At 65.1% G+C, this 19145-nt stretch carries 19 protein-coding genes, 1 other RNA gene and 1 pseudogene; 10 read left to right on the top strand and 11 right to left on the bottom strand.

The genetic code is table 11. The annotated features are described in order from the left end of the window. Positions 1-115: 115 nt before the first annotated feature. A complete protein-coding gene (locus AWB95_RS04360) occupies positions 116-1474 on the bottom strand; it encodes an FAD-dependent oxidoreductase (protein ID WP_062539474.1) in 1359 nt (452 codons plus the stop codon). Between the two features lie 126 nt (positions 1475-1600). Here AWB95_RS04360 and prfB point away from each other — a divergent pair, with 126 nt between their 5' ends. From prfB to AWB95_RS04410, 10 genes and pseudogenes are all read left to right on the top strand, one after another. Next, positions 1601-2707 (top strand): peptide chain release factor 2, encoded by a 1107-nt coding sequence (gene prfB / locus AWB95_RS04365; RefSeq protein WP_062539475.1) that lies wholly within the window; start codon positions 1601-1603, stop codon positions 2705-2707. After that, complete coding sequence (locus AWB95_RS04370; protein WP_062539476.1) at positions 2697-3653, top strand: mechanosensitive ion channel family protein; 957 nt, start codon at positions 2697-2699, stop codon at positions 3651-3653. Before prfB ends, AWB95_RS04370 begins: the two co-directional genes overlap by 11 nt. Further along, the gene (locus AWB95_RS04375) at positions 3650-4114 is read left to right on the top strand and encodes an Rv3103c family proline-rich protein (RefSeq protein WP_062539477.1); all 465 of its coding nucleotides are present in this window, start codon (positions 3650-3652) and stop codon (positions 4112-4114) included. Before AWB95_RS04370 ends, AWB95_RS04375 begins: the two co-directional genes overlap by 4 nt. A gap of 45 nt (positions 4115-4159) precedes the next feature. After that, entirely contained in the window at positions 4160-4849 is a 690-nt protein-coding gene (ftsE, locus tag AWB95_RS04380; protein ID WP_062539500.1) for a cell division ATP-binding protein FtsE, read from the top strand. Then, positions 4850-5743, top strand: coding sequence for a permease-like cell division protein FtsX (ftsX, locus tag AWB95_RS04385; RefSeq protein WP_062539478.1), 894 nt, complete (start codon positions 4850-4852; stop codon positions 5741-5743). A 2-nt stretch (positions 5744-5745) separates the two neighbouring features. After that, positions 5746-6240: an SsrA-binding protein SmpB gene (smpB, locus tag AWB95_RS04390; RefSeq protein ID WP_062539479.1), complete on the top strand. Its 495-nt coding sequence runs from the start codon at positions 5746-5748 to the stop codon at positions 6238-6240. Beyond that, positions 6237-7085 carry an EamA family transporter gene (locus tag AWB95_RS04395; protein ID WP_084707043.1) on the top strand — a complete coding sequence of 283 codons (849 nt, stop codon included), beginning with the start codon at positions 6237-6239 and terminating at the stop codon, positions 7083-7085. The genes smpB and AWB95_RS04395 overlap by 4 nt, the downstream gene beginning before the upstream one ends. A gap of 22 nt (positions 7086-7107) precedes the next feature. Next, the gene (locus AWB95_RS04400; RefSeq protein ID WP_062539480.1) at positions 7108-7923 is read left to right on the top strand and encodes a maleylpyruvate isomerase family mycothiol-dependent enzyme; all 816 of its coding nucleotides are present in this window, start codon (positions 7108-7110) and stop codon (positions 7921-7923) included. A gap of 99 nt (positions 7924-8022) precedes the next feature. Continuing rightward, positions 8023-8391, top strand: a transfer-messenger RNA (tmRNA) gene (gene ssrA, locus AWB95_RS04405). Between the two features lie 13 nt (positions 8392-8404). Next, positions 8405-9788 (top strand): annotated as a pseudogene (locus AWB95_RS04410) (adenylate/guanylate cyclase domain-containing protein). Here the strand turns inward: AWB95_RS04410 and AWB95_RS04415 are convergent. The 10 genes from AWB95_RS04415 to AWB95_RS04460 form a co-directional block, all read right to left on the bottom strand. Further along, a complete protein-coding gene (locus AWB95_RS04415; RefSeq protein ID WP_238600878.1) occupies positions 9785-10480 on the bottom strand; it encodes a peptidoglycan recognition protein family protein in 696 nt (231 codons plus the stop codon). The pseudogene AWB95_RS04410 and the gene AWB95_RS04415 sit on opposite strands and share 4 nt — an antisense overlap. A 2-nt stretch (positions 10481-10482) precedes the next feature. Then, positions 10483-11244 carry an enoyl-CoA hydratase/isomerase family protein gene (locus AWB95_RS04420; RefSeq protein ID WP_062539481.1) on the bottom strand — a complete coding sequence of 254 codons (762 nt, stop codon included), beginning with the start codon at positions 11242-11244 and terminating at the stop codon, positions 10483-10485. Then, positions 11241-12005 carry an alpha/beta fold hydrolase gene (locus AWB95_RS04425; protein ID WP_062539482.1) on the bottom strand — a complete coding sequence of 255 codons (765 nt, stop codon included), beginning with the start codon at positions 12003-12005 and terminating at the stop codon, positions 11241-11243. The genes AWB95_RS04420 and AWB95_RS04425 overlap by 4 nt, the downstream gene beginning before the upstream one ends. Beyond that, positions 12002-13024 carry an acyl-CoA dehydrogenase family protein gene (locus AWB95_RS04430; protein WP_062539483.1) on the bottom strand — a complete coding sequence of 341 codons (1023 nt, stop codon included), beginning with the start codon at positions 13022-13024 and terminating at the stop codon, positions 12002-12004. The genes AWB95_RS04425 and AWB95_RS04430 overlap by 4 nt, the downstream gene beginning before the upstream one ends. Continuing rightward, positions 13021-14157: an acyl-CoA dehydrogenase family protein gene (locus AWB95_RS04435; protein WP_062539484.1), complete on the bottom strand. Its 1137-nt coding sequence runs from the start codon at positions 14155-14157 to the stop codon at positions 13021-13023. Before AWB95_RS04435 ends, AWB95_RS04430 begins: the two co-directional genes overlap by 4 nt. A 41-nt stretch (positions 14158-14198) precedes the next feature. Beyond that, positions 14199-15110 carry a histidine phosphatase family protein gene (locus tag AWB95_RS04440; RefSeq protein WP_062539485.1) on the bottom strand — a complete coding sequence of 304 codons (912 nt, stop codon included), beginning with the start codon at positions 15108-15110 and terminating at the stop codon, positions 14199-14201. Between the two features lie 526 nt (positions 15111-15636). Beyond that, a complete protein-coding gene (locus AWB95_RS04445) occupies positions 15637-16425 on the bottom strand; it encodes an enoyl-CoA hydratase (RefSeq protein ID WP_062539503.1) in 789 nt (262 codons plus the stop codon). 16 nt (positions 16426-16441) lie between these two features. Next, on the bottom strand, positions 16442-17101 hold the full coding sequence (locus AWB95_RS04450; RefSeq protein ID WP_099539482.1) for a DUF1906 domain-containing protein: 660 nt from the start codon (positions 17099-17101) through the stop codon (positions 16442-16444). 114 nt (positions 17102-17215) lie between these two features. After that, positions 17216-17818 carry a TetR/AcrR family transcriptional regulator gene (locus AWB95_RS04455; protein WP_062539487.1) on the bottom strand — a complete coding sequence of 201 codons (603 nt, stop codon included), beginning with the start codon at positions 17816-17818 and terminating at the stop codon, positions 17216-17218. Beyond that, positions 17815-19140, bottom strand: a complete 1326-nt coding sequence (locus AWB95_RS04460; protein ID WP_062539488.1) for an aromatic ring-hydroxylating oxygenase subunit alpha — start codon at positions 19138-19140, stop codon at positions 17815-17817. The genes AWB95_RS04455 and AWB95_RS04460 overlap by 4 nt, the downstream gene beginning before the upstream one ends. Positions 19141-19145 lie beyond the last annotated feature (5 nt).

Consider the following 19145-nt stretch of genomic DNA (forward strand, 5'->3'; position numbering starts at 1 on the left):
ACGCCTCCGAGTCCGTGATACCACTGCGCGAGCAGTTGTGCTGGCAGGATCGCCGAGCAGACGCAGAATCGCACGATGCCGTGGCCGAACGTGCGATTCTGCGTCTGCTTGCGGCTTAACCGTGGCTGACGCGCAGCAGCTCGGCCAGGCTGGCCAGCTTGACCCGCGGCCGGCCGTGCGGCTCGCCGGCAGAGCGCTCGTACTCGTCGATCAGCTTCCAGTGCGCATCGGTGACGAGTTTGGGCTGCCGCGACGCCAGCCACTCGGCCAGCTTGTCGGTGTGGTCGGGACCGAAATCGGCGAGGCTGCCCCGCGACAGGTCGTCGAGCAGGGTATCGACGGTGTCCTGGGAGTCCTTTTTGTTGGTGCCGATCACCCCGGTGGGGCCCCGCTTGATCCAGCCGACGACGTACTCGTTGCGGCTGCCGTGCACCCGGCCGTCGGTGTTGGGAATCGTTCCGCTGCGTTCGTCGAACGGCAGGCCCGGCGTGGGGACGCCGCGATAGCCCACCGAGCGCACCACCAGCTGCGCGGGTAGCTCCTCGCGTGCGCCGGTGTCCTTGGCCACCACCCGCCCGCTGTCGTCGCTCACCAGCTCGTTGCGCCCGAGCACGATCTGCTCGACTTTGCCGTCGCCCTTGATCTCGATCGGAGAGGTGAAGAACCGGAACACGATTCGGCGGTGACCGGGGCGCGGCGTCTTGCCCGCATAGTCGCGCAGCACCTTGATGTTCTGCTTACAGGTCTTGCCCACCGCGGCCGCGTCGTCGTCGCTGATGCCCTCCAGATCGGCCGGGTCGACCACGACGTCCACCCCTTCGAGGTCGGCCAGCTCACGCAACTCCAGCGTGGTGAACGCGGTCTGCAGCGGCCCGCGCCGGCCGATGATCACCACTTCCTCGACGCCGCACGGGCGCAGTGATTCCAGCGCGTGGTCGGCGATGTCGGTCTGCGCCAGCACGTCCGGGTCGGTGACCAGGATCCGGGCGACGTCGAGCGCCACGTTGCCGTTGCCGACCACGACGGCGCGGGCACCGGACAGATCCGGGGTCATCTTCTCGAAGTGCGGGTGGGCGTTGTACCAGCCCACGAAGTCGACGGCGGCGATGCTGCCCGGCAAATCCTCGCCGGGAATGTTCAGCGATCGGTCCGACTGCGCGCCGACTGCGTAGATCACCGCGTCATAGTGCTCGGCGAGCTCTGCTGCTTCTACATGCTCACCGACCACCACGTTGCCGAAAAACCGGAAGCGGGGGTCGTCGGCCGTCTTCTCGAACTGCTTGCTGATCGACTTGATCTTGGGGTGATCGGGCGCGACGCCCGAGCGCACCAGCCCCCACGGGGTGGGCAGCATCTCCAGCATGTCCACCGCGACGTCGAGCTGGTCCGACGCGTCGGCGGCCTTCAACAGGGATGCCGCGGCGAAGAATCCCGACGGGCCGGAGCCGACGATCGCGACGTGGAAGGGGCGCATACACCCCGATGCTAAACGGCTACTACCGCGTAGGCCCCGCTAAGGCCCATTGCCCGGCTCCTCCTCACCCCGCTTCGCGGGCTGCATCGGTCGCCGCGAGTGCCAGGGCCGGTAACGTGAGCAGCTGTGGAACCCGACCGTCAGGCCGACATCGCCGCCCTTGACTCCACGCTGACCACCGTGGAGCGGGTGCTCGATGTCGAGGGTCTGCGGAGTCGCATCGAGAAGCTCGAACATGAGGCCTCCGACCCGCACCTCTGGGACGACCAGACCCGCGCGCAGAAGGTGACCAGCGAGCTCTCCCACACCCAGGGCGAGCTGCGTCGTGTCGAAGAGCTGCGCCGTCGCCTCGACGACCTGCCGGTGCTCTACGAGCTGGCCACCGAGGAGGGCAGTGCGGACGAGCTGGCCGAGGCCGACGCCGAGCTCAAGGCGCTGCGCGCCGACATCGAGGCCATGGAGGTCCGCACCCTGCTGTCCGGCGAGTACGACGAGCGCGAGGCGCTGGTCACCATCCGCTCCGGCGCCGGCGGGGTGGACGCCGCCGACTGGGCGGAGATGCTGATGCGGATGTACATCCGCTGGGCCGAGCAGCACAACTATCCCGTCGAGGTGTTCGACACGTCGTACGCCGAAGAAGCCGGGATCAAAAGCGCGACGTTCGCCGTGCACGCCCCGTTCGCCTACGGCACGCTTTCGGTCGAACAGGGCACGCATCGGCTGGTGCGGATCAGCCCCTTCGACAACCAGAGCCGGCGCCAGACGTCGTTCGCCGAGGTCGAGGTGCTTCCCGTGGTGGAGACCACCGACCACATCGACATTCCCGAAGGCGACGTGCGGGTGGACGTCTACCGCTCCAGCGGTCCCGGCGGGCAGTCGGTGAACACCACCGACTCGGCGGTGCGACTGACCCACATCCCGACCGGGATCGTCGTCACCTGTCAGAACGAAAAGTCGCAGCTGCAGAACAAGGTGGCGGCGATGCGGGTTCTTCAGGCAAAGTTGTTGGAGCGCAAGCGGTTAGAAGAACGTGCTGAGCTCGACGCCCTGAAGGGTGAAGGCGGCAGCTCCTGGGGCAACCAGATGCGGTCTTACGTACTGCACCCGTACCAGATGGTCAAGGATCTGCGCACCGAATACGAGGTGGGTAATCCGACGGCCGTGCTGGACGGGGACATCGACGGATTCCTGGAGGCGGGGATCCGGTGGCGCAACAGGCGAGATGACGACTGACACAACAGTTCTCGCGATAGCGGTAGCTGAGCCGTGGCACGACATCTGGCGCGGCGACATCCGCCAATGGATTCTCACCAGCGGCCTGCGCATTGTTTTGCTGCTGATCGGGGCGGTGCTGGCGGCCCGCTTCGTCAATTGGCTGGCGCAAAAAGTGACTGAGCGCCTCGACGTGGGGTTCGCCGAGAGCGATGCCTTGGTGCGTTCGGAGGCCACCAAGCACCGGCAGGCGGTGGCCTCGGTGATCTCCTGGGTTTCGGTCGTCCTGATCGCGATCGCAGTGGCCGTCCAGCTCCTCGACATCCTGAATATTTCGGTGAAGGGTCTGGTGGCGCCCGCGACGGTGGTGGGGGCGGCGCTGGGCTTCGGCGCCCAGCAGCTGGTAAAGGATCTGCTGTCCGGGTTCTTCATCATCGCCGAAAAGCAGTACGGGTTCGGCGATCTGGTGGAGCTCACCATCCTCGGGTCGCCGACCGACGCCGCCGGCACTGTCGAGAACGTCACGCTGCGGGTGACCAAGTTGCGCTCGCCGGACGGCGAGGTGTTCACCGTGCCCAACGGCCAGATCGTCAAATCGGTGAACCTGTCGAAGGACTGGGCGCGCGCCGTCGTCGACATCCCGGTATCCACCACGTCCGACCTGAACCTGGTCAACGACGTGCTGCGCCAGGAGTGCGAGCATGCCCGTGACGACGAGGTGCTGGGGGAGTTGCTGCTCGACGCCCCCACGGTGATGGGCGTGGAGAGCATCGAGGTGGACACCGTCACGCTGCGGTTGGTGGCCCGCACGCTGCCCGGCAAGCAATTCCAGGCGGGTCGCGAGCTGCGCGTGCTGGTTGTGCGGGCACTGGCTCGTGCCGGCATCGTCACCGCGGTCGACACGCGGCCGACGGTCGGCGCGATCGCCAGCACCGCCGAACAAGAGACGCAGGAACCGACCAAGTGAAGTTCTTTTCCCTCGACCGGTTGAAAAAGATCCGCCAGGACGCCGAGCGCGGCTGGCCGGGTTACTTGTTCGGTGGCCATGTGCGCACGTCCACGGTGGTGCTTGTCGTCGCGTTCGTGGCGGTGTGGTGGGTGTACGACACCAACAAGCACGCCACCCAGTCGTCGACCCCGACCCAGGTGCCGGCCACTCAGGTGGTCCCGCCGGGCTACGTGCCCGACCCCAACTACACCTGGGTGCCGCGCAGCAGATTGCAACTGCCGCCCACCCGGACGTGGACCCCGACGACCACCACGACCACAACGACGACCACCACACCACCGACTACGACGACGACCACGACCACACCGCCGCCGCCGTTCCAACTGCCCGTGCTGCCGCCGCCCTTTGGTCCGGGCACGACGACGTCGACACCGCCGCTACCGCCCGGCCCGGCGCCTGCGCCACCGCCCATTCCGTAGCGTGGTCGGCCTCAGCGAAACTCGCGGTTACACTGGCGTGCCGTGATGATCACCCTCGACCATGTCAGCAAGCAGTACAAGTCGTCGGCGCGACCGGCGCTCGACAACATCAACGTCAAGATCGACAAGGGTGAGTTCGTCTTCCTCATCGGTCCGTCCGGCTCGGGCAAGTCCACGTTCATGCGGCTGCTGCTGGGCGCCGAGAATCCCACCACCGGCGACGTGCGGGTGTCGAAGTTTCATGTCAACACGTTGCCCGGCCGCCACATCCCGAAGCTGCGCCAGGTGATCGGCTGCGTCTTCCAGGATTTCCGGCTGCTGCAGCAGAAGACGGTGTTCGAGAACGTCGCCTTCGCTTTGGAGGTCATCGGCAAGAAGCCCGAGACGATCAACCGGGTGGTGCCCGACGTGCTGGAGATGGTCGGTCTGTCTGGAAAGGCCAACCGGCTGCCGGCCGAGCTGTCCGGCGGCGAGCAGCAGCGGGTAGCGATCGCGCGCGCATTCGTCAACCGGCCGCTGGTGCTGCTGGCCGACGAGCCCACCGGGAACCTCGACCCCGACACGAGTCAGGACATCATGGACTTGCTGGAGCGAATCAACCGCACGGGGACCACCGTGCTGATGGCCACCCATGACCATCACATCGTCGACTCGATGCGCCAGCGGGTGGTGGAGCTGTCACTGGGCCGGCTGGTGCGCGATGAACAGCGCGGCGTCTATGGGATGGACCGCTGAGTGCGCTTTTCATTCCTGCTCAACGAGGTCCTGACCGGTCTTCGTCGCAACGTCACCATGACCGTTGCGATGATCCTGACCACCGCCATCTCGATCGGTCTGTTCGGCGGGGGTCTGCTGGTCGTCCGGTTGGCCGACAATTCCCGCAACATCTATCTCGACCGGGTGGAGACGCAGGTCTTTCTTTCCGGTGATATCTCGGCCAACGACTCGACGTGCGACAGCGCCCCGTGTAGGGCGCTGCGCGAGAAGATCGAGGCGCGTAACGACGTCAAATCGGTGCGGTTCCTCAACCAGGAAGATGCCTACAACGACGCCATCCGTAAGTTTCCGGAATACAAAGGCGTGGCCGGCAAGGATTCGTTTCCGGCCTCGTTCATCGTCAAACTGGAAAACCCGGAGCAGCACAAGGAGTTCGATTCCGCCATGCAGGGTCAGCCTGGCGTGCTCAAGGTGCTCAACGAGAAGGACCTGATCGACCGCCTGTTCGCCGTGTTGGACGGGCTATCCAACGCCGCGTTCGCTGTCGCGCTGGTACAGGCGATCGGGGCGATCCTGTTGATTGCCAACATGGTTCAGGTGGCGGCCTACACCCGGCGCACCGAGGTCGGCATCATGCGACTGGTCGGCGCCACCCGCTGGTACACCCAATTGCCGTTCCTGGTCGAGGCGATGGTGGCGGCAACGGTCGGTGTGGTCATCGCCGTCGTCGGCCTGATGGTGGTGCGGGCGCTCTTCCTTGAGAACGCGCTCAGCCAGTTCTACCAAGCCCATCTGATAGCACCGGTCGATTACGCCGACATCCTTTACATCTCGCCGATTCTGCTGTTGGTGGGTGTGGCGATGGCGGGGTTGACGGCGTATGCAACCTTGCGCGTGTACGTGCGGCGGTAACTGTGGCCAAGAAGCCGGGAGGGCCCGCTAAGCCAGCCAGGCATGTCGTCGCGACCAACCGCAAGGCGCGGCACAACTATTCGATCCTGGAAGTGTTCGAGACCGGGATAGTTTTGCTCGGTACTGAGGTAAAAAGCCTGCGGGAGGGAAAGGCGTCGCTGGTCGACGCCTACGCCACCGTCGACGACGGCGAGGTCTGGCTCCGCAACCTGCATATTCCCGAATATCACCATGGGACCTGGACGAATCATGAACCGCGTCGTACCCGCAAACTGTTGCTCCACAGGCGCCAAATCGATGGCCTGATCGGCAAGATTCGTGATGGTAACCTCGCGCTGGTGCCGTTGTCGCTGTATTTCTCCGAGGGAAAAGTGAAGGTAGAACTCGCTTTGGCACGTGGGAAGCGGGCGCACGACAAACGTCAGGATTTGGCCCGGCGCGACGCGCAACGTGAGGTGGCGCGCGCGCTGGGACGGCGCGCCAGGGGCATGAACTGATCGGCGCGGCGTACGCCCAGCTGTCCGCGGTCAGCTACGGCGTCAGCGACTTCGTCGGGGGTGTAGCTGCGCGGCGCGTGGCTGCGTTGCGCGTCATGCTGGTCTCGTATCCCGTCGCGTCCGTCTTTCTTGGCCTGCTGGCGGTCCACGCCGGCGGTCCGATTCACCCGGGCGCCATCCTGTGGGGTTCGCTGTACGGGCTCAGCCAAGCGATCGGCGTGTGGTGGTTCTACGCGGCGATGAGTTCCGGACCCATCTCGGTGGTCTCACCGTTGGCTGCGGTGCTCAACGCCGCCGTGCCGATCGCGGTCGGCGTGGCGCTCGGGGAACGACCGGGCGAGACGGCGTCGGTCGGCGTCGTGCTGGCCATGATCGCGGTGTTTCTGGTCGGCCGGGAGTCGCCCGACGACGAGGACGTTCGCACCCACCGGTTCACCCGACGGGTGGCGTGGTTGACGGTCGGCGCCGGGGTGGCGTTCGGCCTGGACTTCGTGCTGCTGCATCAGGCGCCGGTGGAATGCCGGCTATGGCCGCTGTTTTTCGCGCGAGCATCGGCGAGCGTGTTGGTATTCGCCGTGGCGGCGGCGACCGGAAATTTTCAGTTGCCGACGAAGACGCCGCTGCGACTGGCAATGACCGCCGCGGCGCTGGACACCTTCGCCAACGTCGCGATGCTGATGGCGTTGCATGCGTGGTTGCTGTCGTTGGCGAGCATGCTGATCTCGCTGTACCCCGCAGCCACCGTCGTGCTGGCGATGGTGGTGCTGCGGGAGCGAGTGACTCGCTGGCAGGCGACCGGCATGGTGCTGGCGATGGTCGCGGTCGCGATGATCACCGCCTCTTGACGGACGTCTAGCATCAGGTGCCGTGGTCACCGAACTCGACAAATCCGACGTACTGGCCGGGCTGTTTGCGTCGTGGGATGCGCTGGAGCGGTTGCTGACCGGGCTGTCGGAGGAGCGGTGGCGAAGCCCGACGCCGCTGCCCGGCTGGGATGTGCACGCGGTGATCGCGCACATCGTGGGTACCGAGTCGACGCTGTCGGGGGTGCCCACGCCCGACGTCGACGTGTCGGGGCTTGCGCACATTCGCAACGACTTTGGCGCGACGAACGAGTGCTGGGTGCGGTTTTTCAGCGGCGAACCTGGCGCCGAGCTGCACCAGCGGTTCCTGGCGGTGACGCGGGATCGGCGTAAGCGTTTGACGGACATGTCCGACGAGGACTGGAACGCGGTGACGCCGACGCCGGCGGGGCTGGACAGCTACGGCCGGTTCATGCGGATCCGGACCTTCGACTGCTGGATGCACGAGCACGACATCCGCGAGGCGCTGGGCCTGCCCCCGTCCGAGGCGGAGCTGGCTTCGCCGGCGGCGCGGCTGGCGCTGGACGAGATGGCGGCGAGCATGGGCTACGTGGTGGGCAAACTCGGCGGAGCGCCCGACGGGTCGCGGGTTGTCATTGAGCTGACGGGTCCGCTGGCGCGGGTTATCCGTGTTGTTGTCGACGGGCGCGGGCGGGTGGTCGACGACTTCGGCGGGTTGGAGCCGACGGCGACGATCCGCGTTGACGGGTTGTTGTTCACCCGGCTGGCCGGCGGGCGGGTGGCCAGCGCTCCCGTAGAGCTGGACGGCGACCGCGAGGTCGGCGCGCGGATCGTCGAGCACCTGAACTACGTGATCTGAGCAACCGTCTGGGCGCGGATGATAATTCTGTTGCCCATTGTTACAGATCGCGTACCATTGATTGTCCTGCCGAAAGTCGGTGGGGATGCTCGAAGACATGGGGCTGAACGGTTTCGACTTCGCGCATCGAATCAAGGGAAGCGTGCCGGTGCAGGCAAGAGACCACCGTAAGCGTCGTTGCAACTAGATAAGCGCCGATTCACATCAGCGCGACTACGCTCTCGCTGCCTAAGCGACAGCTAGTCCGTCAGACCGGGAACTCCCTCGACCCGGAGCCTGGCGTCAGCTAGAGGGATCAACCGATAGGTTCGGTCGCGGGGCCTATCGGGACATCAAACAGCGACTGGGATCGCCGTCCCGGCTAGTTCGCGAGACCGGGAGATCCGAGTAAGGGCAAAGCGAACTGCGCACGGAGAAGCCTTGAGGGAATGCCGTAGGACCCGGGTTCGATTCCCGGCAGCTCCACTAAAGGGCCGCAGAGATGCGGCCCTTCTCCATTTTGCCGGTGCTCGCAGGACCCGCGGTGGCGGTGTTGTCGTTCATGGTGGTTCTTCCCGGCAGCCGACGGTTCCGCCTCCCGCAACGCTGGGCGGCTGGCCATGAGGTCGATCGTGCAAGGGCGCTGCACGACACTTACAGCTGGAGTCGCGCCGCCGGTGTTCGAGCGACGGGGTTTAGGACTGTCTGCGTCGCAGTGCTTTTGATAGTTGTCGGTGTGGTCGCGGGAGCGAACGGGATGCGGCTAGTCCAGTACGGGATCTTGGGCGCCGCGTTCGGATCTGGTGCGGCATTGTTCGGTATGCACAGCTTCCTTGAACCCGCCATGCGGCCAGCCAGGATCGCCCTGGCTGGTGACAGCGAGATCGGTGACTCCTTTCCCCGCTCACGTCCAACTTTCGCCAGTTGGGCTAACTTGTCGCTGCTGGCGGCAGGGTTCGCGTTCGCCCTCACGGGCGCGATGCTGGCGGCCGTGTTTGGTCGGGTCCGTGACGTGCCCGTTCTGTGCCTGGTGTTCGCTTCTGCGCAGGCGCTTTTCTACGCGGTGCCGTTCACCCTCGGCATGAGTTTCGCAGCGTCGTTGGTCCCAATTCGCGACCTCGCGGAGGGGACCGAACGCGTTGCCGCAGGGGACTACAGCCGGCGCCTGCCGGTCGTCCAGGACGACGACCTCGGCGCATTGGCCGCGTCGTTCAACCGGATGCAGGCGGGTTTGGCTGAGCGACAACGACTTCAGAGTGCGTTCGGCACCTACGTCGACCCGGCTCTGGCCTCGCGGCTGCTCGAGCAAGGCGATGACGTGTTCACCGGCGAGCGCCGCGAGGTGACCGTGATGTTCGTCGACATCCGTGACTTCACCCCGTTCGCCGAGGCGAACACCGCCGAGGACACGGTCGCCCGGCTCAATGCGCTGTTTGGAGATCGTGGTGCCTGCGGTCGTCGACGTCGGCGGCCATGTCAACAAGTTCCTCGGCGACGGTGCGTTAGCAGTCTTCGGCGCACCGAACGACCCCGCGGATCACGCCGACTCGGCGTTGTCCGTCGCCGCTAGGATTCAGCGTCTCGTCGCGGAGCGATTCGGCGGCGCGCTTCGAATCGGCATCGGGATCAATACCGGTGTCGTTATCGCCGGCACCATCGGCGGGGGAGGCAAGCTCAAGTTCACACTGATCGGCGACACCGTCAATGTGGCAGCCCGCGTCGAGCAGCTCACCAAGTCCACGGGCGACGCGATTCTTCTGACGCAATCCTGCGTCGACGCGCTCGCTGCCCGACCGCCCGGACTCGTCGATCGCGGGTCCCACGCCTTGAAGGGCAAGTCAGCCGCGGTGCGGGTCATCGCTCTCGATACGGATCAAAGCCGTTAATTGCCAGTCTCGATAGCCGCGACTCTCGCGGAAGCGTTGGGTCCGCAAGAGAGCGGCAGGTCCACTCTGCCGGCGGCAAGCACGCCGTCAATACGGCGCTTGAGATCACCCGAAGAAAGATGCGCATAGAGGTTCGCGCCAGGGCAAGATGTCTGGGCAAAGTCACGATGACCCGCCAGCGTGCCGGTCGCGATGCCGAATGTCTGCGCGGCCCAAGCGAACGCGAGAGTAGTTCCGTGAAGCTGGGCCTCCGAGACAGCCTCTTGATCGAAGTCGCCTAGGCACAGAACCAGGAAATGGCCTGTTGTGTCGTAGTCCGTCGCAGTGTCGCCGGCAATCGCGGTGCTCCGCAGTTCGTAGATGTTGCCGTTGCGGTCGACGCCCACGTGATACGCGATGTCGATCCATCCATGCTGGTCTTGGTGGTATCGCTGGTCCTGTCTGAGGCGGCCCGGGGCATTACGGTTGTCGCCGAGGACGACGGCCTCGTGGTGCAGCGTCAGACGGGTGATCTTGTGGGGTTTGCCGCCGAGGCGGGCGGGTCGCGCGCCCCACGCATCTCGGCATAGCAGGGGTGCGGAAGTGGCAGCTCGGGCTTTGGTTGAGCAGGCGCCGACCATCGACGCCAAACCGACGCTGCCTGCCAGCTGGATCAACTGCCGGCGGTTGACGGAATCCGGGCGTTTGGTCACGTTCAGCGACCGGTGAACATCGGAGGTCGGCGCTCGGCTGCTGCTGTCACACCCTCGCGGAAGTCGGCGGTCGCCTGCAGTCGGGTTTGTTCTTCAAGCTCGTGTGCGATGGCCGCCGCGACAGCCTCGTCGAGTCCGGCGCGCATCGTGGCACGGATACTCACCAATGCCAGGGGAGCCGATGCGGCGATGCGCTCGGCGAACCGAATCGCTGCCGGGCGCACATCACCGTCGGCGGCTAATTCATCGACCAGCCCTGCCGCACAGGCGATTTCACCGCCGAAACGCTCACCAGTGAGCACCCACTCGAGAGCTTTCTGCGGACCGACGACACGCGGCAACGTTGCCGTGATCCCGAAGCCGGGATGAAACCCGAGCCGACTGAAGTTGGCCGCAAATTTCGAGGAGGGTGCGGCCACCCGGAAGTCTGCGCTGAGCGCAAGTCCGAGGCCACCGCCGATCGCGGCGCCGTGTACCGCCGCGACAACGGGCCTGCCGGTACGGAACAACCGGATGGCCTGAGCGTAAAGCTCACCGGGTGACAAGCGATCCTCAGCGGGCCGCGAGAAGTCGGCGCCGGCGCAGAAGTGCTTTCCCTCTGCGCACAACACAATTGCGCGGCATTCGACATCGTCGTCCAGCCGCTCGTAGGCATCGGCGATGCCCTTGATCAAAGCAGTGTCAAAGTAATTGTTCGGGGGTCGATGCATTTCCACCACCGCCACGTGGCCGGCGAGTTCGACGGTGACATCCGTTGAGGTCATAGCTCTTCCAGAAATTCACGCACTGCTGCATTGAACGCCTCGGGCTGGTCCATGTTCGCCGCATGCCCTGCATCGGCGATGACGACCTTGCAGGAATTGGGAATGCGGCGGTGCATGTAATCGGCACTGGCCAGGAAGTCGGTGTCGTCGGCGCCGACGACCACCAACGTGGGCACCGTGATGGTGTCGAGCGACGTGATGACCCGAGCGTCCTTTTGCGCCATGACACCGAGGGCGGAACGGGGCAGTCCCTCGGGATGCTCGTGCACCGCCTGCTTGAGTTCGGCCGACATGTCTGCCGGTGTTTCGCCCCGCTCGAGTTGCGTGGCGCGTCGTTCTACCCACGCGTTCCACTTGTTGCGGGCTTCGTCGTTGCGATAGCCCGGCCCCGTGTCGACCAGAACCAGCGCGGCCACCCGCTGCGGGCGAACGAGGTGAAAGGCCAGAGATAGATAGCCGCCCAACGACATTCCGCCGAGCACGGCCCGCTCGACGCCCGCGGCGTCGAGAATGGCCGCCATGTCGGCAACGCTGATCTCCTCGCTGTAGCGGTCCATGTCCTCGGGTGCGTCGCTGCTGCCATGGCCGCGCTGGTCCCACACGATCACCGGCCGATCGACGCTCAGGGCAGCGATATTCGGGTCCCACATACCCGCGGTCGCGCCGAAACCGTGCGTGAGCAATACAGGCACGCCCGAGCCCTGCGCGTTGTGCACCTGGAAAGCCAGCGTGACCCCGTCATCGCGCAGCAGTCGGTTCATTGCAGAACCTCGGAGCCGGACTGGATGGCCGGGTACAGGGCGTCGGGTCCACGGGCCAGCAGCGCCGCGCCGAGCCGGTCCGCCCAGCGATGGTGTCCCCCGGCTTCGTCTTGCCAGGCCCAGAGTCGACGGGTCAGATAATGCAAGGGGTACTCCTTCGTCATGCCGATAGCGCCATGCGTCTGATGGGCGGCCGCCGTCACCAGCTGCGCGGCTCGGTCGGCGAGCATTTTGGCGCAAGCGATTTCGAATCCGCCTCGGCCAAGTTCGACCGCTTCGACCGCACCGTCGACAGCCGCTGCGACCACGGCCGCCTGCTGGTGGATGGTGACCAAATGTGTTTGCACGGCCTGGAAACGACCGATGGGGCGCCCGAACTGCTCACGCTCGCGGCTGTAGCGCAATGTCATCGCCGCCACGGCACTTATCGCGCCGGCCATTAGCGCGGCACGCCCCAGCGCGGTGCGCTCCCAGAGTGTTTGTTCGGTGACACCGTCCGGCGCGTCGGCGCGTGCCGTTACCTGCACGCCGTCGAAAACCACTGTGTCACGGGGCTCCTCGGCAAAGTTGACTCCGCGACTGACCGCAGGGCCGCCCGCTGGTGCCGCCGGTCCGGGTGCGAGCACCACGACGCCGTCGACGAGGCCGACGACGTGTTCGGCGCGGTGACCCCACGTGATGGCGGGCACTGGACCGAACAGCCGGTCGCCGTCGAGACGGAGCGAGGCGCCAGGCGGCAGTACCGTACGAACACCCTCCGGCAGCGCGAGACCTGCAGACGCCAGGAGCCACCCGCCGACCAGTCCTGCCTCAGCCATGGGGACCGGCGCCGCGTGTGCTCCCGCGGCCCGAAGCAGTTGGACGGCGTCGGCAACGCTGCCGCCAGCCCCGCCCAGCTCTTCCGGAACAGGGACGTCGCTGAAACCGCTCTGTTGGAGGGCATTCCATAGTTGTAGGTCGTCATGGCTGTGCGCGGCAAAGAGTTTGGCGGCTGAGTTATATAGTTCGTTGTCGCTCATGACAACCCTTTGGCTGCGACAGAGCGCAGTATCTCGTTGGTGCCACCTCGGATGGTGAACGACGGCGACTCCAGCACGGCGCGACGTAGCAACCGTTCGAACAGCGACGGCTGTGGCCCGCTGATGAGCTCACGGTCCAACAGGTCGCGTAGCGCGTTCACCACATCCTGTTCGAACCGGGTGCCCATCTCTTTGATGAGCGCAGCTTCGGCTGCGGGCGTGCCGCCGGCATCGATTGTCCGGGCCACAGTCAGCGAAAGCCGTCGCAGCACCCAGTACTGGGCCGCGAGTTCGCCGATCAGCCGACTGCTGGCGGGACTGGCGGCCAGGTCTGGGCATTCGCGGATGAACTCCTGAACGAGTAGGAATGTCGAGATCCACCGGTCCGGGCCGCTGCGCTCAAAGGCCAACTCGCTGGCGTTCTGCGCCCAGCCCTGCCCGATTTCGCCGATCACCATCTCGTCCGAGACCGCCACGTCGTCAAGGACCACCTCGGCGAAGTGGTCGGTGCTGCCGTTCAGGAAGGGGATCGGCTTGACCGTCACGCCGGGGCTGCGCATATCGATCAGGAATCTGCTTAGTCCCGCATGGCGTTCGCCCTCACCGGTTCGGCATAGGGCGATCATGAAGTCGGCGTGCATGGCGTTGCTCGTCCACACCTTGGTGCCCGACACTCGCCAGCCGTCCGTGTCGCGCACACCTCGCGTCCGCACCGACGCGAGGTCGCTGCCGGCGTCGGGCTCGCTCATGCCGATGCAAAAACACAACTCGCCCCGGCAGATTCGGGGTAACAGCCACTGCTTCTGCTCCTCGGTGCCGTAACGCAATAGCACCGGGGCGATCTGCCGGTCGGCGACCCAGTGATGCCCTACCGGGGCGCCCCAGCGCAGCAGCTCTTCGACGACGACAAAGCGGTCGACGGCGGTGGCGTCACGACCGCCGTAGCGAGTTGGGACCGCCATGCCGATCCAGCCACGCTCGGCCAACGCGACGGAGAAGGCCCGATCAACCTCAGCGCCCATCCCGAGGCCGGGCTCGAAAGTGCCCCAGGGCAGCGCCTCGGCCAGGAATGCGCGAACCTGCTCCCGCAATTGCAGTTCTGACGCGGTGAGCGCGGTAGGCGATGTGGCCATGCTTGGCAGGCTAACCACATTCTCCGTGCCGACGAACGGGTTTATCCGTACGACGCCACGGGCAGTTGGTCGATGAGAGGATTTCCCGTCGCCGTAGCGCTTGCCTCCAAAGGCGGGTTGGCCTCGCACTGCCCGTTCCTGGGCGGCACCTTCAGCAGCATGCATAAGCCCATCGCCTCAGGACTCATCGTTGTGTCCCTCCGAAGCGGCGAGACAGGTTTCCCGTTCCAGCTGATCAGCTTCCAGCCGTCCTGAGGACTGCCCTGGATCACGACAATGCCGGTGTTGGGCAGCGGATCGAAAACCATGAGCAGCGGATCGGGGTTCTTGACGTTCATCATCGTCCCGACCTCGATGACGAATTCGCTTGAAAATGCGACTTCGGTGATATTGCCGTCAGCGGCCCGGACCGGATGAGTCACGGCATTGGCGTAAATCGTTTGAAGCGCGTCGCGAAAGCGCTTGTCGAACACCAGCCCGTTAGGGTCAGTGGAGCCCGGGGCCAGCATCGGAGCGGCGGGTATTCCGAGCGCCCACGCCAGCGGGCCTAGGAGATATAGGAGCCCCTGGAAGCTGAATTCCGGTAAGCCATCGTAAGAGCCGGCGTTGATCTCGTTCAGCCCAGGCAGTACTTGCACGTTCATGCCAAGCAGGCTGGCCAACGGCGCAGCGGTTTGCTGCGTCCTGATCAACTGCGATGCGAAGAGCCCGCCGAAAGGACCTTGTGGTGCAAGTAATTTGGCGACAGCCTGCGCCTGTTGCTGACCAAGCTGACTGAGTGCGGTTCCGGGCACCGCCGTGTCGATCACGCCCGCCGCATTGTCCACCGACTGCGCGTGCCGCACGAAGTCTATGACGATCGACTCGTCGGCCCAGGCTGGCACCGATCCGACATAGAGAAGGGCCGTCGAAAGCAGCGCTGCAGCAGCAGAGCGGAATTGTGTTGTCAGCAAGGGACGTATGGATCGGTGCCGGCGGCTGTCGTCAAGGTCGGGATGGCATCCGACAACGGCAGCATGGTGGGCGCGGTTAAGACGGCAGTCAGTCGGTCGATGGCAGACTCCTTTCCGCTAATCACTTCGGGTTCCGGTGGTCGGTTTCGGCCGACCATGGGGTCAATCAGTCCTGTGGCAGAAATAGACTCTTGTGGCAGAAGTAAAGTATCTGGCTTTCGTACGGTTGCCACGCAAGGAATTTCACAGTCCGAAACCATGACGTGACTGTGTCGTTATGACGAGAACTTGCAGTGACGCCGTCAAGGACTGATAACGAAACCGCATGCGGCGAATGGGACTGAACAGGCACGATGCCGAACAAACTCACCGCGCAGAATGGCATATTGCCTGGTAGAGCGGCGGCTTCGATTCCCAGCTGCTCCACTAGGAAGCGGTCGTCAGGGAACTCTCCGGGTGAAGGATTCAGCACGACTGGTCAGGTCATCTTCGCCGTGCAGCAGTGAGGTACCTCGAATCCAGCCCACTAACGCCGACGCCAGGTCGCCGGTCGCTTTTCGAGGAATGCGCACATGCCCTCTTGGGCATCGTCGGCGCGGGCATTCATCGCCATGACGGCCTTGGCCAGGTCGTAGGCCCGGTGTTCGTCGAGCTCGATTTGGGCGTAGAACGTTTCCTTACCCAGCCCCACAGTCAGTGGGCTCGAAGCCACGATGGCGTCGACGATGGCGCCCAGTTCGTCTTCGAGGGATTTTGCCGGGACGACGCGGTTCACCAGGCCCCAATCGAGCGCGGTCTCAGCGGTGATCGGTTGCCCGGTAAGCAACATCTCCAGTGCACGCTTGCGGCCGATTGCACGCGACAACGGCACCATCGGAGTGGAGCAGAATAGACCGATCTTGACTCCCGGGGTGGCGAAACGGGCGCCGTCTGCGGCCACGGCGAGGTCGCAGGCCGCGACCAATTGACACCCCGCGGCGGTAGCCATTCCCTCCACCTTGGCGATCACCGGTTGGGGGAGGCGGTGGATCGTTTCCATGAGCTCGGTGCACACGTCGAACAGTCGTTGGTAGAACGGGACGTCGCGGCCGACCATCTCCGCCAAGTCATGTCCCGCGGAGAACGCCGGGCCGACCGCGTCGACGACGATCACCCGCACGTCGGGATCCGCGCCAAGTTGGCGCACCGTGGCGATCAGCTCTTCCATCAGCTCGAGGCTCAGCGCGTTGCGTTTCTCTGGCCGGTTGAGGGTCAGGCGTGCCACCGGGCCGTCCACGCGAACTACGACGGGCGCCTCCGCCGCGAGTCTGCTCATGAAGGCGAGCATACGACTAACGATGCAAATCCCACTGCCCGAAATCGGTTGCGAGGACGTCGTCTACATCCACGTGCGTACCGCCCACGAGCACGCCCGGATTCGATGGGGTATTGACCACAACCTGATACAGCACCGCGGCAGGCTCGCGCTGACCGGCAGACCACCCGATCGTCTGCCACGCCCACCGGTGGCCTGCGGTGGGCGAGTGCCCGATGACGTTGTCTTTGATCGCCCATCCGCAGGCCCGCGAATGCCCGTAGATGCCCGTGCGCTCCACTCCCAACACCGAGTTGATTCCTCGAAACCAGTTGACAGTAACGGAATTCCAGGTATCGAGGTCGATATCCTCGTCGATGCTGAAGAAGATCGGCGCCGAATTCGGACCCCCGGCCGCAGTATGCAGTCGCATTGCTGTCTGAGCGTCGGCTACACCGCCGTCGTGCCCCCTGGTGAAGTCCGACGGAGTGGGCCAGCCGGGCTTGCCGTACTGATAGCAGCTGACGATTTGCAGACCCGCCGCGCGTAGCCCATCCGCGTACTCACGGGTGACGGGCTTGAAATCGAAGTCCGCGCCCGGGCGCGATTCGGCCACATAGACCAATGCCCCGTCAAAACCCGCCGCTTTGATCTGCTCCGGCGCGACGATGTGCTCCGAAAAATCGATGAGCCGCATGGTGGCGGCCGACGCCGTTGGCGCATTGACCGGCAGGCTCAACAGAACCGGTGCGGCGCAAGCGCATTTGAGGACGTCGCGCCTCGAAACAGCCACCGTGCGATGGTAACAAAATCAGCTTTGCAATGGCCTCAGTAACGCATTGAGCCCGTACTCGAAAACGGCGTCGTAGTCGGTGGGGGATTGCAGCGCCTGGACCAGAGCTTGGTCGGGCCAGGCGTCGGCCCACAGCGACGGGTCTTCCTCATCGTGCTTCGGGCCGCGAACGGCCGAAAACTGCATCAGCGCCGACGAAATGACATGAACCTCCACCGCCCGCAGGATGAGTGCGGCGTCGGGGCCGGTCACACCCAGATCCGCCAACTGCCCGGCCAATGTCTTTTGAATCGGCAGGAACAGCTGTGGTGTCCGGTCGCGTTCGTGCGCAATGCGTAAAAGGTGCTGTCGCTCGATCAACACAGTCCGCTGCGAACGGGCAAGCGACGCAATGCGTTCGACGGGATCACCGCCCTCGATGGGCAGATGCGCCATCTGGCTCAACAAGCGGTCGACCAGGCTGTCGAAAAGCTTGTCGCGGCCACCCACATGCCAGTAGATCGACGTGACCGCGACCCCCAGTTCTTGGGCGAGGCCGCGCATGCTGAATCCCTCGACGCCGTCCCGTTCGATCAGACGGGCCGCGGTGTCGAGGATCAGCTCGGCGGTGATGGCAGTCAAGCGGGCTCACCTCCGGTCATGCGATCCGATGCCGGCAGGTCGAGATAGCGTTCGAGGTTACGGTGCGTGTTGATCACGCGCCGTTCCTCGTTGGACAGCACCACGTGTGTGAACCCCGGCTGGTGCAGGCCGCGCTGAAGCCCAGCCAACACCGCGATGTCCTGGGTCATCACCAAGCCCGGCTCGGCCTCGCCCGCCGTCATCCGAACGTCGACGGGCTTGCTGCGTGGCGCACCGGGCGGCATCCGCGTCCACAGCATCATCACCATATCGCCGTGGTCGGGATCCGGTCCCGGCAGTGCGGTAATGACAGTCAGATGATCGGCGTTGGTCAGCAGCGTCATGTTCGGAAAGACGTTGTATTGGTGCAGCCGCATCAGCTGATCGGTAGTGGCCCAACTCAGGTTGACGCCGCGCCCAGCGGCGAAAGCTCTTGTGCGCTCGGCGATCACGTCGGTGACTGACTGGCCGGGTTGACGCTCTTCGCTCGGGAACGGAGTGCCCTCCGCGACGCCCATCAACGCTCCCTGGGTGGTGACATACGCGTCCCACACCTCCTCGTCGCTGAGGGTTTGCTTGAGGTGCGGGCTCGGCACACCGTAAAGCTGGTCGGACTTGCCGGTGTGACCCCAAATCGCCTGCGGCGCATGCACGTCGTCGACGCAGCGGTGCAGCTCGGGGTGCAAGGTCTGGATGTGGTAGGTCTCGCTGAACCCGTCGGCGATCGTCTTCCAGTTCGCGTCGACGTCGATGGTCATGGTCGCGTAGCAGCGGAAGTCGCCCAGGCCACACCACGCGATGTCGTCCGGCACCGCCTCCAGGTAGTCGATCAACGGCATCGCGTCGACGTCGAGGTTGACAAACACCAGCCGCTCCCACGTGTCGACCCGCGCTGCGACCAGTGGAAATTCCGACATCTGCAATGCGCCGAATCCCTTGCGATTCGGGACTCGCTTGAGCGCGCCCCGCAAATCCCATGTCCAGCCGTGGTAGCCGCAGCGCAGCTCACGCAAGCCCGCACCAGCGCCGCCGCACAGCGAGTTGCCGCGGTGGCGGCAGACGTTCTGGAACGCGCGCAGCGCACCGTCGTCGTCGCGAACAATGAGGACCGAGTAAGGGCCGCAACGGTATTCGAAGTAGTCACCGGGTTCGGCGACATGGTCGACCGTGCAGGCGACCTGCCACACCTTCGGCCACATCCGCTCCACCTCGAGCGCTGCAAACCCCGGGGAGTAGTACCGCTCGGCCGGCACCCGAGTGGGGCGTTGCGGTGCCATCCCGATCGCGTCCTCCCGCCGGGCACGGGTTGCTTGTGTCGTCATCGAAG

The sequence above is a fragment of the Mycobacterium celatum genome, assembly GCF_002101595.1.
Lineage (GTDB): Bacteria > Actinomycetota > Actinomycetes > Mycobacteriales > Mycobacteriaceae > Mycobacterium > Mycobacterium celatum.

Excerpts from the sequence above, each read along its gene's own strand:
- AWB95_RS04460 (WP_062539488.1), bottom strand. The coding sequence starts at position 19,140 with ATGACGACACAAGCAACCCGTGCCCGGCGGGAGGACGCGATCGGGATG.
- AWB95_RS04420 (WP_062539481.1), bottom strand. The coding sequence starts at position 11,244 with ATGACCTCAACGGATGTCACCGTCGAACTCGCCGGCCACGTGGCGGTG.
- ftsE (WP_062539500.1), top strand. The coding sequence starts at position 4,160 with ATGATCACCCTCGACCATGTCAGCAAGCAGTACAAGTCGTCGGCGCGA.
- AWB95_RS04450 (WP_099539482.1), bottom strand. The coding sequence starts at position 17,101 with ATGCGGCTCATCGATTTTTCGGAGCACATCGTCGCGCCGGAGCAGATC.
- AWB95_RS04445 (WP_062539503.1), bottom strand. The coding sequence starts at position 16,425 with ATGAGCAGACTCGCGGCGGAGGCGCCCGTCGTAGTTCGCGTGGACGGC.
- AWB95_RS04435 (WP_062539484.1), bottom strand. The coding sequence starts at position 14,157 with ATGGCCACATCGCCTACCGCGCTCACCGCGTCAGAACTGCAATTGCGG.
- AWB95_RS04425 (WP_062539482.1), bottom strand. The coding sequence starts at position 12,005 with ATGAACCGACTGCTGCGCGATGACGGGGTCACGCTGGCTTTCCAGGTG.
- AWB95_RS04430 (WP_062539483.1), bottom strand. The coding sequence starts at position 13,024 with ATGAGCGACAACGAACTATATAACTCAGCCGCCAAACTCTTTGCCGCG.
- AWB95_RS04370 (WP_062539476.1), top strand. The coding sequence starts at position 2,697 with ATGACGACTGACACAACAGTTCTCGCGATAGCGGTAGCTGAGCCGTGG.
- AWB95_RS04360 (WP_062539474.1), bottom strand. The coding sequence starts at position 1,474 with ATGCGCCCCTTCCACGTCGCGATCGTCGGCTCCGGCCCGTCGGGATTC.